Source organism: Mycolicibacterium sp. XJ662, assembly GCF_053484035.1.
In genome coordinates, this window is sequence record NZ_JBEFTL010000002.1 from 33,132 (window position 1) to 48,441 (window position 15,310).

Consider the following 15,310-nt stretch of genomic DNA (forward strand, 5'->3'; position numbering starts at 1 on the left):
TCATAGCGCTACCGCTCATCCTTCTGGAGCAGGGAACGCACCAGCGGGCGTGGACCTCTCGCGTGCCGGGCGGCGGCGATGGGCCGCGGGTGCACCCGCAGCGGCCACCAGAACCAGCGGCCCAGCAGCGCGGCGATCGACGGTGTCATGAACGCGCGCACCACCAACGTGTCGAACAACAAACCGACGCCGATCGTGGAGCCCAGCTGGCCGATGGTCTGCAGATCGCTGACGACCATCGACAGCATCGTGAAGGCGAACACCAGACCCGCGGCCGTCACCACCTTGCCGCTGCCGCCCATCGCCCGGATGATGCCGGTGTTCAACCCCGCGCCGATCTCTTCTTTCATCCGCGACACCAACAGCAGGTTGTAGTCAGAACCCACCGCCAGCAGGATGATCACCGACATCGCGAGGACCACCCAGTTCAGTGGGATGCCGAGGATGTGCTGCCAGATCAGCACCGAGAGCCCGAACGCCGCCCCCAGCGAAAGCGCCACCGTGCCAACGATTACCAGCGCGGCGACAAAGCTCCGCGTGATGATCAGCATGATGCAGAAGATCAGGCACAGCGCTGCCGTCGCCGCGATCAACAGGTCGTAGGTCGAGCCCTCGACGATGTCTTTGACCGAGGCCGCGGTGCCGGTCAGATAGATGTCGGCGCTTTGTAGCGGAGTCCCCTTGAGAGCCTCCTCCGCCGCGGTCATGATCGGGTCGACGCGGGACATCCCCTCTGTCGTGGCCGGGTCGCCCCGTTGCGAAATGAGCATGCGCGCCGCTTTCCCGTCCGGTGACAGGAAGACGTCCATGACCCGTTTGAAGTCTTCGTTATCGAAGATCTCCGGCGGCAGATAGAAGGAGTCGTCGTTCTTGGCGGCGTTGAACGCCTTACCCATGGCGGTCGCGTTGTCGTTCGTCTCCTCCATCTGAGCGAGAATCCCGGACATGGTGCTGTGCATCGTCAGCATCATTTCCCGCGTGTTGCGCATGGTCTCGATCATCACGGGGAATTGCTCAGCCATTTGCGGCAGAATCGCGTCCAGTCGATCCAGGTTTTCGACCAGTCCGCGCAGCTTGACGGTGATCTGGTCGACGCCGTCAAGCGTGTCGAAAACGGATCTGACGGCGAAGCACAACGGAATGTTGTAGCAGTGCGGTTCCCAGTACAGGTAATTACGAATCGGCCTGAAGAAGTCGTCGAAGTTCGCGACGTTATCGCGCAATTCGTTCGTGATTTCTTCCAATTCATGGGTTTTGGCGACCATGTCATGGGTGGTGGCCACCATTTCCTGCGTCAACGCCTGCATGCGCTGCATGGTGGCGATCGTCTCGAGCATGTCGTCGGCCTGGACGAGCAGATCGTCCATTCGGGCTCTCTGGAACGGGATGAGCTGCGACTGGCTGGCGCTGCTCATGGACAGCATGAACGGAATGGTGGTGTTGTTAAGCGGCTCTCCGCCGGGGCGGGTGATGGCTTGTACCCGGGAAACGCCTTCCACCCCTTGAACGGCCTTGGCGAGTTTGTTCAGGACCAGAAAGTCGGCCGGATTGCGCATGTCGTGGTCGGCCTCGACGAGCAGAATGTCGGGGGCCATCATCAACGATTGGGGAAAGTGTCGCTCAGCGGCTGCATAGCCCACGCTGGCGGGGATGTCTTTCGGCAGATATTCCTGGTCGTTGTAGCTGGCCTGGTAGCCCGGCAACGCCAACAGCCCGATGAACGAGACCGCCAGCGACGCCGCCAGGATGGGCGCCGGCCACCGCACGACCGCGGTGCCGACCCGCCGCCAGCGACGGGCCGTGATCTTTCGCTTCGGCTCGAACAGCTTGATGCGGCTGCCTGCGGCGATGACGGCCGGGATCAGCGTCACGGCTGTCACGACCGCCATGACGATGCCCACAGCGGTGGGCACACCCAGCGTCTGGTAGACGGGCAGCCTGGTGAAGCGCAGGCACAGCACCGCACCGGCGATCGTCAAACCGGACGCCAAAACGACCTTGGCGACGCTTCCATAGGTGGTGTAGAACGCCGTGGCGCGGTCCTCGCCGGCTTGACGCGCTTCCTGATATCGGCCGATGAAGAAGATGCCGTAGTCGGTTCCGGCCGCGATCGCCAGCGGAACCAGCAGGTTGACCACGAACGTGGTGATGCCGATGAGCTCCAGATCGCCTAGCAGCGCGACCGATCCCCTGGCGACCAGCAGCTGGATCACGACGATCAGCAGCAAGATGACCACGGTGATCACCGACCGGTACACCAACAGCAGCATCACGAAAATCACCGTGAAGCTCAGCGACGTCACCAACATCACCGTGCGGTTGCCCGCCGGCCCCAGGTCCGCGGCGAACGCCGCCGGGCCGGTGACGTGGGCCTGGACCCCCGGCGGCGGTGGCGCCCGCTCCACGATGTCGCGAACGGCTCGCACGGATTCGTTGGCCGAGGTTCCCTCCCGATTGGCGGTGAGGTTCACCTGAACATAGACGGCCTTGCCGTCCGCGCTTTGGGCTGCCGCCTCGGTGATGGGGTCGCCCCAGAAGTCCTGAACGTGTTGGACGTGTGTGGTGTCTTCCCGCAGCCGCTGAATCAGCTCTTCGTAGTACGCGTGGGTGTCGTCGCCGAGGGGTTCTTCGCCCTCCAGGACGATCATCGCCACGGCGCCCGAATTGGCTTCTCCGAACACCTCCCCCATGCGCTGCATCGCCTGGAACGACGGCGCGGCGACGGGGTTCATCTCCACCGCCTGCTCTTTTTCGACCAACTCCAGCGAGGGCACGGCGGTGGTCAGAAGGAAGGCGATCGCCAACCAGCCCAGGATGATCGGCACCGAGAAGCGGTAGACGATCCGGGCCACGAGGGGCGGACGTTTGGCCGTCGGCAACGGCTGCGTCGTGGGTTCGCTGGACTGGGTCATGCTGCCTTCAGCACGCAGAAGGTGAACGCGTTCACCCCGTGGCGGACCCGTTCGGCTTCGACCTCGTCGCCGACGGTGATGCGACATCCGATGGTGTCACCAGTTCCCTGCGCGGAGAGGCTTCCGATCGCCGTCGCCTCCGAGATCGGGAACTCCACCGACCATGGCAGCGGCGCTCCCTCGATCCGCTGCGGGTCGGCGTTGTCGTCGAAATAGCTGATGTCCGCGACGGTTCCCGGCGGGCCGAACACCTCGTAGGTGAGGTGCTTGGGGTTGTGGGGCTGGCGCTCCTCAGTTTCGGTGCTGGCATAGGTGGGGCGCTGGTCGTTGCCGAAGACATTGTGCAACCGGGAAACGGTGAATCCGCCGGCGACCGCGACGATCGCGATGACGAGCGGGATCCACAGCCGCCTCAGAATCCTGAAAATGTCAGACCCCTTCTGTTCTCAGTCCTGGTGCCCTGCGGCCGCTCGGTCGTCATGGAACTACGCATCTGCTGCGACACGCCAGACGGCGCTCCTCGAACGCGGTGCCGCGCAGGTGAGCCGTATGGCGGGTCACCGCAAATGCGCGGCGCCTCCGGGAGCGCGACTCGGTCCTGGAAAGTGATCCATCCCTGTTCGCCTCCAGAATTCGGTCAAGCCCGACGCGATCGTAATGCATTCGTCCTGGCTAGTACGGCCAGTCCCAAGATTCTCAGAAACCTCACCGGCAAATCGGATCATGGACGTCAATTTCGTGCGGTGCGGCGCCGCGCGCTCTCTGGTGTCCGCACAGAACCGGTGGCCCGCATCGAGCGAGGCGACGATGCGGGCGCGTCTCGGCGACTCCGGCGGCAGTATGACGCCGGGCATCTAGATCACCGGATCGACCGATGTGTTGTGTTGGTGGTATTGAGCATTCGCACGTCGATTGGGGCGGGTATGGGGCCGGTGCGCGACGGGCCGTCTGGCCGCGCGGCCGTATCCCTTCCCCGGCGGCGCTGCGCCGAGAACACGTGTCGCCCAGCCGCCGTCGTCGGCCGCTCGGATGCGGCGACTCTGGGGTGCCAGCAATTTCGCCGAATTCTGGCTGGTCAGCTCAGACGGCGGCGCTGCCCCGCCGACCGACCGGGCATATCCGGGCGCCGGCACGTCGTCGGGCAATTCGACCCTGATCGCGGTTTCCGGGCAGCCGCAGACCGCGCGCGGCCCTGTCCCGAAGGGAGCCAGGAATATGGCTTCAGCGCGCGCCGGCCCACACGTCGGCGCGGTGCACCGGCAGGCCATGGCCGGGCAGCAGGTGCTCGACGGGCAACGCCCGCATGCGCTGCTCACTGCGCACCGCGGCGGCGGCGTCGACGGTCTCGGGGGTGAACCACGCCTGCCCGCGCGCACTGAGCACCGCATCGCCGGAGATCAGCGTCCGGCTGTCGGCATGCCAGAACGCGGTCGAGTCGTCGGTGTGCCCGGGCACGTGCAGCACCTGCCAGCCCGGCACGCCGGGCAGCGGCTGACCGTCGACCAACGGTTGGGCCCCGCCGAGCGCGTCGCCGACCATCCCCTTACCTCCGCCGTATCCCGCGATGCGCGGGCCGTCGGCGAAGCCGCGCAGCCCGGTCAGGTCCAGCGGCTGGCTGATCAGGGTGGGCCAGATCTGGGCGACCTTGCTCAGCGCCGGGGTGCGCGGCTGGCGGCTGCCGTCCAGATAGCTGAGTGTGACCTCGGGAAGATGCAGCGTTACTTGGTGCTCGGCGGCCAGGCGTGGCGCCCCGGCGACGTGGTCGCTGTGACCGTGGGTGGCCACGACGGCGCCGACGGTGCCGCGGTGCACCGACAGCACGCCCGCGATGTCGTCGGCGCTGCCCGGCATTCCGGCGTCAACCACCACATAAGTTCGATCGCCCCGGATCAGATAGCAGTTGAAGATCCACCGGGACAGCCGGATCACCCCGATGTCGTCGAGCGGCTCAACCACCAACGCCATCGCAGCCTCCTCCTTCGCGCAACACCTGAGCAGTCTGCGGTGCTGACGTCGGCTACGGCAAGAATCCAAGACCATGAAAACGGCCCCCGGAGTTTCCTCCGACAGAAACGCTGCCGAGCAGGCGGCAATGTACCTGGCGGAGATCCGTACGAATCGTCAACCACCTCCGAATGAGGCCGACGACGTGGAAGCTGTCCGGCCGCAGGACCGTCAACAGGGCCAAACGACACCAGCCTGTACCGGCGCCTACGTGGGCGTAAAACGAGCCTAGCCGGCAGTCCCTGAGCCGTATGATTCGGTCCATCGTGCGTGCCGCGCCCGGGGGTCAGGAGCAAATTGATATGAGCGGGCAGGATACATCTTCGGGTGACCTCGGCGACGACCCATACGCGAGTCACCCGACGCTGTCCGCTTTTCCACGCGGGGTGCGCCAGCGGATCGCCGACCAGCTCGCGTCAGAAAAGAAAATCGGAGCGATAAAGACGCTACGCGAGAACGCAGACGGAATTCTCGGCCTCAAAGAGGCAAAAGACATCATTGACGGCCTCCCGAAGCCAGGGAAACAACCACGGCCTGGGCAACGAGCACAGCCAGCGAAGGTGGCTAGCGGGAAGATCGACAAAGGGGGGACGACCCTCACCCTCTACCGGGACGGCACGTTTACCACCACGGGAATGATCTTCACCAGCGAGCCAGACCGCCTCGTCGGCTTCTCATCTGATATTGATTCGATGCGTCGGAAGTCCACCACTGGTCGCGGCGCCGCCGCGCTCCTTTCCTTCGGACTCACCGGAGCCCCGGTATCCCTGGTGACCGGCAACAACCGCGGAGTGATCTACGTGACGATCACCGGGGAGCATTCAGGTACCAAGACCTACACAAGTAAGAACCCCGAAAACAGGCTCTTGTCTTCGATTAGATCGCTACAGGCTTCAGCAGACCACTTGTTAGCGTCACCCCCACCGCCGGCTGCCGTCACCGAATCCGACCAAAGCAGTACGACGTCAACACAGCCGGGTAATGACGTTGCGACGCAATTGAAAATGCTTGCCGAGCTGCACGCCAGTGGCGCGCTTTCGGAAGACGAGTTCACTGCCGCGAAGTCCCGAATTCTGTCCAGCTCGGCGCCAGTTTCTGCAAGCCGGCCGGCAACGTCACAGGTGGCCACAACGAATGTGCGATGCCACAAATGCCAGCACGTCCAAAAGGTGCCGCTGGACCAGATGACCTTCGTTTGCGAGGGATGCAACGCTCAGCTAAAGCGGAAGCGCCAAACGGGACCAACCTAGCCCTGCGACCTTACGGAATAGCCGAAGGACCCGGCCCCGGTGAGTCCGGAGATTGTTTGCGTTGAGTCGCCCCCTCCAGTTGGGTGCGTGCGTCTGCGAGTAATAGAGATTGTCCTTCGCTCTGAATATCGCCATCGACGGATCGGCCGATCACCTCGAACGAAGGTGATGATCTTTCTAGCCCTTGGCTAATGTTCACAAATGCGTTCACAAACCCTACGAGAACGGCCCCCGGAGTTTCCTCCGAGGGCCGTTTCGTTAGTAGCGGGGACAGGATTCGAACCTGCGACCTCTGGGTTATGAGCCCAGCGAGCTACCGAGCTGCTCCACCCCGCGACGGGTACCCGCAAGGCTACCCAAGGCGTGCGCGCAGTTCCAAATCGCGCGGTCACCACAGCGGGTGAATCCGCTCACGGCCGCATGCCGGCGCGCCGCGAGCGTGCGCAAACTCGCGCTCCAGCACGGCGTGTCGGCCGCAAACACGCACCCGCGCCACCGAAGCAGTGAGCTAGCTGGTGGTTTGGTACTTGTTCACCGCGTCGTCGAGGCGCTGCAGCGCCTCACCGAAGTCACCGAAGTCGCCGCCCTGCTGTGCCGTGCGCAGCGCATCCAAGGCCTCGTTGACCTCTTGCAGCGCAGCGGCTTTGGCCGCCGACAGCTGGGTGGGCACGCCGGGCGATGCCGCCGCCGGCGGCGGCGTGGGTGCCGGGGCTTCCGGTGCCCGGCCCTGCTGGTTGGCGGGGGTTTGGGCGGCCGGCGGCTCGCCGTCGGTGGGTTGCGCGGCCGGCGGCTGACCACCACCACCGGCTAGCGGCGCCGGACCGGTGGCCGTGGCGTCGGCGCCCGGACCGAACAGTTCGGTGAGCGCGTCACGCACCGTGGGGCCGTATCCGACCTTGTCGTTGTACATCATTGCGACCCGGATGAGGCGCGGATACGTCGACGCCGCATCGCTGGTGCCCGGCGAGGCGTACACCGGCGCCACGTAGAGCAACCCGCCCTGAACCAATGGCAGCGTGAGCAGGTTGCCCCACCGGATGCGGTTCTGGTTGTCGCGGCCGATGACGCCGAGGTCCTGGCTGACCGCCGTGTCGGTGCTGATCGCGTTGAACGCCAGCTTGGGACCGTTGACCTGGCCCGGAACGGTGAGCACCGTGAGCTTGCCGTAGGTCTCGGGGTCAGAACTCGCGCTGATATAGGCGGCGAGGAAGTCGCGGCGGAACCGGTTCATCGCCGTCGTGAGCTGGAACGACGCCGAACTGTCATTGGCCGCAAGGTCTCTGGCCACGATGTAGTACGGCGGCTGGAAGCTGCTGGCGGTCGGATTCGGGTCCAGCGGCACGTCCCAGAAGTCCGACGTCGAGAAGAACGTCACCGGGTCATCGACGTGATACTTGGCCAGCAACGCGCGCTGCACCTTGAACAGGTCTTCGGGGTACCGCAGGTGCTGGCGCAGTTCGTCGGAGATCTCGCTCTTGGGCTGCACGGTGTCCGGGAAGACCTTCATCCACGCCTGCAGCACCGGGTCCTGCTCGTCTTGGGCGTATAACGTCACGGTGCCGTCGTAGGCATCGACGGTCGCCTTGACCGAGTTGCGGATGTAGGACACCTGCTTGTCGGGTGGCAACCGGTTGAAGGCCACCTCGTTGGAATCCGCGGTGGCGCTGGACAACACCGTGGACTCCGAATACGGATAGTTGTCCAGGGTGGTGTAGCCGTCCACGATCCACACCATGCGCTCGTTGACGATCGCCGGGTACACGGTGGTGTCGGTGGTCAGCCACGGGGCGACCGCCTCCACCCGGTCGGCGGGGTCGCGGTTGAACAGAATCTTGCTGTTCTCACCGATCACGTTGGAGAACAAGAAGTTTCGTTCAGCGAACTTGGCGGCGAACAGCGACCGGGCCAGCCAGTTGCCCACCGGAACACCGCCGCTGCCGGTGTAGGTGTAGTTGCGCGTCTCGGTGCTGGTCTCGAAGTCGTATTCCCTTGGCGGGCCGTTCTCCCCGACGATCGCGTAGTCGGCAGGGGTATTGGCGATCACCGGCCCGAAGTAGATACGCGGCTGGTCCAGCGGCGCGGGGCCCTGGTTGATGATGCCGTCCGGGCCGACCGCGTTGACCAGGAACTCCGGATAGCCACCGTTTTGGTTGGGGTCGTTGGCGATGCCGCGCACGGTGTTGGCCGGTGAGGCGATGAAGCCGTTGCCGTGGGTGTAGACGGAGTGGCGGTTGATCCAGTCGCGCTGGTTGTCGATCAGCCGGTCGGGGTTCAACTCCCTGGCGGCCACCACGTAGTCACGCAGGTTGCCGTCTGGTCCGGTGTAGCGGTCCATCGCCAGCTGATCGGGGAAGTAGTAGAAGTTCTTGCCCTGCTGGAACTGGGTGAAGGCGGGGCTGACGATGGTCGGGTCCAACAGCCGGATGTTGGATGTGGTGGCCCGGTCGGCGGCCACCTGCTGAGCCGTCGCCGGCGCGTCGCCGCTGTAGCTGCGGTAGGTGACCACCTCGTCGGTCAGACCGTAGGCCTGTCTGGTGGCGACGATACTTCGGCCGATGTACTCGCTTTCCTTCTGCGCCGCATTGGGTTTGACGCTGAACTGCTCGACGATCAGTGGCCAGCCGGCGCCGACGATCAGCGAGGACAGCAGCAGCAGCACCACACCGATGGCCGGAATGCGCAAGTCGCGCAGCACGATCGCGGAGAACACCGCCGCGGCGCAGATCACCGCGATCGCCATCAGGATCAGCTTGGCGGGCAGCACCGCGTTGATGTCGGTGTACCCGGCGCCGGTGAACGGCTTACCGGCGCGGGTGTGGCTCAACAGCTCGTAGCGGTCGATCCAGTAGGCGAGGGCCTTCAGCAATATCAGGGTGCCGACCAGCGAGATCAGCTGGATGCGGGCCGAGCGGCTGAGCGCGCCGGTACGACCGGACAGCCGGATACCGCCGAACAGGTAGTGGCCCAACAGGTTGGCGATGAACGCCAGGAACGCCGCGACGAACAGATAGTTCAGCACGAGCCGGTAGAACGGCAGGTCGAACGCGTAGAAGCCCAGATCCATGCCGAACTGGGGATCGGTGACGCCGAAGTCACCGCCGTGCAGGAACAGCTGCACGGTCTCCCACTGGCCCAGCGCAAAGAGCCCCGCGAACACCCCGATGAGCGCGGGCACGCCGATGCCGACGAGCTTCAGCCGTGCCATCACCGCGGTGCGGTACCGGGCCACCGGGTCGTTGGGGCCGTCGGTCGGAACGAACACCGGTCGGGTGCGGTACGCCAGCGCCAGCCCGGCGAACACGATCGCCCCGATGAGCAGCGTCACCACCAGGAACAAGATGAATTGGGTGAACAGCACCGTGGTGAACACCGAGCGGTAGCCCAGTTCACCGAACCAGAGCCAATCGATGTAGGTGTCGATCAACCGTGGCCCGATCAGCAGTAGCAGCACCACCACCACGCCGATCGCGATGAGAATCCGGCTACGTCGTGTCAGCGCGGGCATCCTTGCCGCGGGCCGCATACCCACTCGTCAAACTCCAGTCTTGCCGATCTCACACGTCGCCACCCGACGTGGGAACAACTGTACGCAAGCGCTGCGCACGCACGATTCAGCAGTGGGGACGTTCGCCATCAGCGGAAAGTGCCTCCAAAGCATCCACTGCCGTCGTGAGGGTGTCCACCTTGACCAGTTCCAGGCCCTCCTGGGGTGCCGATTTTGCCTCCGCGCAGTTCTCGGCGGGCACCAGAAACACCGTCGCACCCGATTCCCGGGCGGCCAGCATCTTGTGCGTGATGCCGCCGATCGCCCCGACGTGGCCGTCGCCGGTGATCGTGCCCGTCCCGGCGACGAAGTGGCCGTCGCTGAGATCTCCCGGGGTGAGCTTGTCGACGACGGCGAGGCTGAAGATCAGCCCGGCCGACGGTCCGCCGATGTTGGCCAGGTTGAAGTCGATGGAAAACGGCGCCCACGGCGCGTCGAGCACGCCGATGCCCAGGTAGCCCTGCTCGCCTTCGGGGTGCTCACCCATCGTGATGGTGGCCTCGCCGGGTGGGCCGTCCTTGCGCCGGTAGTCCAGCACGACGGTGTCACCGGGTCTGGTCTCTTTGATCAGCGCCTGGAATTCCTCGAGGTTGGCCACCGGCTCGCCGTTGACCCCGTCGATCGCGTCGCCGTCTTCAAGCTTGCCTGCCGACGGGCCAGGGTCGTTGACGTTCTCCACCGTGACGGCCATCGGGTAGTCCATAAAGAGCAGCGCGGCGTATTCGGCGCTGCGCTCAGAGCGGCGAAAGTCGGTGGTGTTGGCTTCGTTGATCTCCTCGCGCGTTTTGCCGGGCGGGTAGACCAGTTCGCGCGGCAGAAGTTGTTCGCGCCCCGACAGCCACAGCACCAGCGCCTGCCCGAGGGTCAGCCCGTCGCGTTGGGAGACGGTGGTCATGTTCAGCTGTCCGGAGGTCGGATACACGTCGGCACCTTCGATCTGCACGACCGGTTGACCGTCGACCTCACCGAGCGTGTTGAACGTCGGCCCCGGCCCCAGCGACACAAAGGGCACGACCACCAGTGACACCAGCACCCCGAACACCAGGATCGGGACGAGGGCGACCAGCAACGTCAGAATCCGCCTGTTCACGTCGCCCAATCTAAAGGTTGCCCGGTGAGCACCCCGGACCGCGACCGTCGTCGGGGGGTGTTCGCTGAGCGCGTGACCTGCCCAACGACAGAGCGCGACGCTGGTGAGTACGGTTGAGGGCATGGCTGACCCGCCTTTTGGCTTCTCTGCCGGTGACGACCCGGAGCGCGACAAGCGCAAGAACGACCCGGACGCCGGTTCGGGCGATCCGTTCGGGTTCGGCGGGTCCGAGTTCGACATGTCACAGCTGGGCCAGATCTTCAGCCGGCTCGGCGAGATGTTCAGCGGTGCAGGCGGCGCGATGGCGGGCGGCAAGACGTCCGGTCCGGTGAACTACGACCTGGCCCGTCGGCTGGCCACCAACCAGATCGGCTTCGTCGCACCGATCCCCGAATCGACCAGCGCAGCCGTGCGCGACTCTGTGCACCTCGCCGACACCTGGCTCGACGGCGCGACCGCGCTGCCCGCCGGCGCCACCAAGGCCGTGGCGTGGACACCCAGCGACTGGCTCGACAACACGCTGGAGACGTGGAAACGGCTGTGCGATCCGGTTGCCGAACAGATCTCCACGGTGTGGGCCTCGGCGTTACCCGAAGAAGCCAGGAGCATGGCCGGTCCGCTGCTGGCGATGATGGCCCAGATGGGTGGGATGGCGTTCGGTTCCCAGCTGGGCCAGGCGCTGGGCAAACTCTCACGAGAAGTGTTGACCTCCACCGACATCGGCCTTCCGCTCGGCCCCAAGGGCGTCGCTGCGCTGATGCCTGATGCGGTCGAGTCGCTGACCGAGGGCCTCGAACAGTCACGCAGCGAGGTCATGACGTTTCTGGCCGCGCGGGAAGCCGCGCACCACCGCCTGTTCAGCCACGTGCCGTGGTTGTCCAGCCAGCTGCTCAACACCGTCGAAGCGTTCGCCAAGGGCATGAAGATCGACATGAGCGGCATCGAGGAGCTCGCGCAGGGCTTCAACCCGGCGTCGCTGGCCGACCCTGCGCAGCTCGAGCAGCTGCTGAACCAGGGCATCTTCGAGCCGAAGGCGACGCCGGAGCAGACGGCGGCCTTGAGCCGGCTGGAAACGCTGCTGGCGTTGATCGAGGGCTGGGTGGAGACCGTCGTCGCCGACGCGTTGCGCGACCGGCTCCCCGGCACGTCGGCGCTCTCGGAGATGCTGCGGCGGCGGCGTGCCACGGGCGGCCCGGCCGAGCAGACCTTCGCCACCCTGGTCGGGCTGGAATTGCGTCCCCGCAAGCTGCGGGAGGCCGCGACGTTGTGGCAGCGGCTGGCCGAGGCCGTCGGCGCCGACGCCCGTGATGCCGTGTGGCAGCACCCCGATCTGCTGCCCACCGCCGAGGACCTCGACGAACCCGCCGGTTTCATCGACCGGATGATCGGCGGCGACACCAGCGGAATGGACAGCGCCATCGCGGAAGCGATCGCTGACCTGGAACAGCGCTCTGAGGACGACGGCGACCAGCCCACCAGCTGAGCCTGTGGATAACCCGCGGGAGTTTTGCCGCCCGCTGTGACAAAGTCCGGCGCTATGCGGGCCTACGCACTCAACCCGACGACGCCGGTCCTGCTGCGACCCGACGGCGTCGTGCAGGTGGGCTGGGATCCGCGCCGCGCCGTCGTGGTGCGTCCCCTGTCGGGAATGAGCCCCGCCGCGCTGGCCGAATTGCTGCGACGGCTGCAGTCGGGCGCCACCCTGGATGAGGTTCAGCGGCTCGCCGCCGGCGTGGAACCGACCGAGATCGCCGACCTGCTCACGTCGTTGGCCGACGCCGGTGTTCTGATCAGCACGGCGCGCCGACGCACCCGCGCCGCGTCGGTGCGTATCCACGGCAGCGGACCCCTTTCGGACCTGCTTTCCGGCGCGCTGCGCTGCTCGGGCGCCCGGGTCACACACAGCAGCCGCAACACCGCCGGCGCGCCGTCCGAACCGACCGATCTGGCGGTGCTGTCCGATTACCTGGTGGTCGACCCGCGGGTGGTGCGCGATCTGCACGACGCCGGAATCGCGCATCTGCCGGTGCGGGTGCGCGACGGCGCCGGCCTGGTCGGACCGCTGGTGATCCCCGGCGTGACAAGCTGCCTGGGATGTGCTGACCTGCACCGCAGCGACCGCGATGCCGCCTGGCCGGCCGTCGCGGCCCAGCTGCGCGACACCGTCGGCACCGCGGACCGGGCCACCGTGCTGGCGACCGCGGCGCTGGCGCTCAACCAGGTCGACCGTGTCATCCGCGCGGTCCGCGAGGAACGCAGCACAGACGAGCCGTTGCCGACCCTTGACACGACGCTGGAGTTCGATGTGAACGTGGGTTCGGTCGTCACGCGCCGCTGGTCACGGCATCCGCGATGCTCATGCTGAAAACGCTTGATGCCAACTTGTTGCCGTGCGGCCGTCGCCGTCAGGGATGATGGTCTGGTGAGTGACATCAAACGGGGCCGTGCGGCTCGCAACGCGAAGCTGGCGAGCCTTCCCGTCGGCATGGCGAGCCGGGCCGCCCTCGGCTTCGGTAAAAGGTTGACCGGCAGGTCCAAAGACGAGGTCAACGCCGAGCTGATGGACAAGGCCGCCCAGCAGCTGTTCACCGTTCTCGGTGAGCTCAAGGGCGGCGCCATGAAGGTCGGGCAGATGCTGTCGGTGATGGAGGCCGGCGTTCCCGAGCAGTACGGTAAGCCCTACCGCGAAGCGCTGACCAAGCTGCAGCGCGAGGCGCCGCCGCTGCCCGCCGCCAAGGTGCACCGCGTGCTGGACATGCAACTGGGCACCAAATGGCGCGAGCGGTTCTCGTCGTTCGATGACACCCCGGTGGCGTCGGCCAGCATCGGCCAGGTGCACAAGGCCGTGTGGGCCGACGGTCGTGAGGTGGCGGTCAAGATCCAGTACCCGGGCGCCGACGAGGCGCTGCGCGCGGACCTGAAGAGCATGCAGCGGATGGTCAAGGTGCTCAAGCAACTTGCGCCAGGCGCCGACGTGCAGGGCATCGTCGACGAGCTCATCGAACGCACCGAGATGGAACTCGACTACCGGCTGGAGGCCGACAACCAGCGCGCATTCGCGAAAGCCTATGAGGGACATCCGCGTTTCGTCGTGCCCCGCATTCTGGCCAGCACACCCAAGGTGGTGATCCAGGAATGGATCGATGGCATCTCGATGTCGGTGATCATCAGGGAGGGCACGCAGGAACAGCGAGACACCATAGGCACCAGGCTTTTCGAGTTCACCTACGACGCGCCTCGGCGGCTGGAGATCATGCACGGCGACGCGCATCCCGGCAACTTCATGCTGATGCCGGAGGGCAAGATGGGCGTCATCGACTTCGGCGCCGTCGCCCCGTTGCCCGGCGGTATCCCACCCGAACTCGGCATGGCCACCCGCTTCGCCATCGCCAAGGACTACGAGAACCTGCTGCCGGTCATGGAGAAGATCGGCTTCATCCAGAAGGGTGAACAGGTGTCGACCCGAGAACTCGACGAGATGCTGCGGCCCTATGTGGAACCTCTTCAGGTCGAGGTATTTCACTACACCCGCAAGTGGTTACAGAAGATGACGATGGCCGACATGGATCGGTCGGTGGCCCAGGTCCGCACGGCCCGACAGATGGATATCCCCGCCGCGCTGGCGATTCCGATGCGGGTGATCGCCTCCAATGTCGCGATCTCGTGTCAGCTGGACGCCCGCATCCCGGCCAGAAGGCTTGCCACCGAACTGATTCCAGGTTTCGCCGACGAATAGCGTTTAGGTCCGCCGAGACTGCGCACAGATCGCGCTTTTCGGCGGTTTGGCGATCTGTGCGCAGTCTCGGCCGGCGGTTCAGGCTGCGGCCGGGTTGTTCTCGGTGTTCTTCCGCGGCCGGCCACGCGGACGTTTGCGCGCGATGACGGTGCCACGCTCGAAGATCTCGCCACCCCACACACCCCACGGCTCTTGACGTTCCAGAGCGGCGGCGAGGCATTCGCGGCGGATCGGGCAATCCGCGCACAGCTTCTTGGCGCGTTCGAGGTCGACGGGGTTTTCGGCGAACCACAGGTCGGGGTCACCGATGTGACACGGCACCGCCAGCATCGTCTTGTTCCGGCATGTCTGGCTCGACATGTCTGTCCTCTGCTTCCTGGTCGAGGGTTTCGCATCTGTCTCTTGATGGATCTGCGACCAGGTCTTCGAGCGATTCCCGAAATAAAACTGGCCACGGATCCGGGGACTGCGGTTCCGTGGCCTTTTCGGCGAAATCGTGGGTTCTCCTAGAGGGGACCCCGATCCACGGAGGGTGCAGTCGCGGCGGCGGCGGCGGTGGCGCGGCGCTTACGCGGCGGCGTAATGGCGGCAGCGGCACCCGCGGCGGCGACGTGCGCGGCGGCGGCGGGATGCGCCGTGGGGACGGCGACCTGGAGGGTCCGCGACATGCCGGCAACGCCCGCGACATGGCCTACGCCGGTGAACGCGTTGATGCTCGCCATGATCTCGACACCCTCCTCTCGCACGATGAAATACACAACAGATGTGCGATCT

At 65.7% G+C, this 15,310-nt stretch carries 11 protein-coding genes and 1 tRNA gene; 4 read left to right on the plus strand and 8 right to left on the minus strand.

The features are described 5' to 3' along the window. Positions 1-8 precede the first annotated feature (8 nt). The 3 genes from ABQE93_RS07405 to ABQE93_RS07415 all read right to left on the minus strand — a co-directional run bounded on the left by ABQE93_RS07405 (position 9) and on the right by ABQE93_RS07415 (position 4,877). Positions 9-2,912: an MMPL/RND family transporter gene (locus ABQE93_RS07405; protein ID WP_448407201.1), complete on the minus strand. Its 2,904-nt coding sequence runs from the start codon at positions 2,910-2,912 to the stop codon at positions 9-11. After that, the gene (locus tag ABQE93_RS07410) at positions 2,909-3,331 is read right to left on the minus strand and encodes an MmpS family transport accessory protein (RefSeq protein WP_448407294.1); all 423 of its coding nucleotides are present in this window, start codon (positions 3,329-3,331) and stop codon (positions 2,909-2,911) included. Before ABQE93_RS07410 ends, ABQE93_RS07405 begins: the two co-directional genes overlap by 4 nt. 802 nt (positions 3,332-4,133) lie before the next feature. After that, a complete protein-coding gene (locus ABQE93_RS07415) occupies positions 4,134-4,877 on the minus strand; it encodes an MBL fold metallo-hydrolase (protein ID WP_448407199.1) in 744 nt (247 codons plus the stop codon). A gap of 341 nt (positions 4,878-5,218) precedes the next feature. Between ABQE93_RS07415 and ABQE93_RS07420 the strand changes: the two genes are divergently transcribed. After that, positions 5,219-6,166 (plus strand): ribosomal protein L7/L12, encoded by a 948-nt coding sequence (locus tag ABQE93_RS07420; protein WP_448407197.1) that lies wholly within the window; start codon positions 5,219-5,221, stop codon positions 6,164-6,166. A gap of 262 nt (positions 6,167-6,428) precedes the next feature. On the opposite strand, the gene ABQE93_RS07425 is transcribed toward ABQE93_RS07420, so the two are convergent. The 3 genes from ABQE93_RS07425 to ABQE93_RS07435 form a co-directional block, all read right to left on the minus strand. After that, a tRNA-Met gene (locus tag ABQE93_RS07425) sits at positions 6,429-6,502 on the minus strand. Positions 6,503-6,674: 172 nt separating this feature from the next. Next, positions 6,675-9,695 carry a UPF0182 family protein gene (locus ABQE93_RS07430; RefSeq protein WP_448407196.1) on the minus strand — a complete coding sequence of 1,007 codons (3,021 nt, stop codon included), beginning with the start codon at positions 9,693-9,695 and terminating at the stop codon, positions 6,675-6,677. Between the two features lie 82 nt (positions 9,696-9,777). Continuing rightward, a complete protein-coding gene (locus ABQE93_RS07435) occupies positions 9,778-10,800 on the minus strand; it encodes a YlbL family protein (RefSeq protein WP_448407195.1) in 1,023 nt (340 codons plus the stop codon). A 121-nt stretch (positions 10,801-10,921) separates the two neighbouring features. Here ABQE93_RS07435 and ABQE93_RS07440 point away from each other — a divergent pair, with 121 nt between their 5' ends. From ABQE93_RS07440 to ABQE93_RS07450, 3 genes are read left to right on the plus strand one after another with little or no spacing between them, the layout of a single operon-like run. After that, positions 10,922-12,283: a zinc-dependent metalloprotease gene (locus ABQE93_RS07440; RefSeq protein WP_448407194.1), complete on the plus strand. Its 1,362-nt coding sequence runs from the start codon at positions 10,922-10,924 to the stop codon at positions 12,281-12,283. Positions 12,284-12,337: 54 nt separating this feature from the next. Next, a complete protein-coding gene (locus ABQE93_RS07445) occupies positions 12,338-13,165 on the plus strand; it encodes a cyclodehydratase (protein ID WP_448407193.1) in 828 nt (275 codons plus the stop codon). Positions 13,166-13,174: 9 nt separating this feature from the next. Next, complete coding sequence (locus ABQE93_RS07450) at positions 13,175-14,536, plus strand: macrolide-binding ATPase MABP-1 (protein ID WP_448407292.1); 1,362 nt, start codon at positions 13,175-13,177, stop codon at positions 14,534-14,536. A 78-nt stretch (positions 14,537-14,614) separates the two neighbouring features. Here the strand turns inward: ABQE93_RS07450 and ABQE93_RS07455 are convergent, their stop codons facing one another. After that, positions 14,615-14,896 (minus strand): WhiB family transcriptional regulator, encoded by a 282-nt coding sequence (locus ABQE93_RS07455; protein WP_448407192.1) that lies wholly within the window; start codon positions 14,894-14,896, stop codon positions 14,615-14,617. 146 nt (positions 14,897-15,042) lie between these two features. Next, on the minus strand, positions 15,043-15,282 hold the full coding sequence (locus ABQE93_RS07460) for a hypothetical protein (protein ID WP_448407191.1): 240 nt from the start codon (positions 15,280-15,282) through the stop codon (positions 15,043-15,045). Positions 15,283-15,310 lie beyond the last annotated feature (28 nt).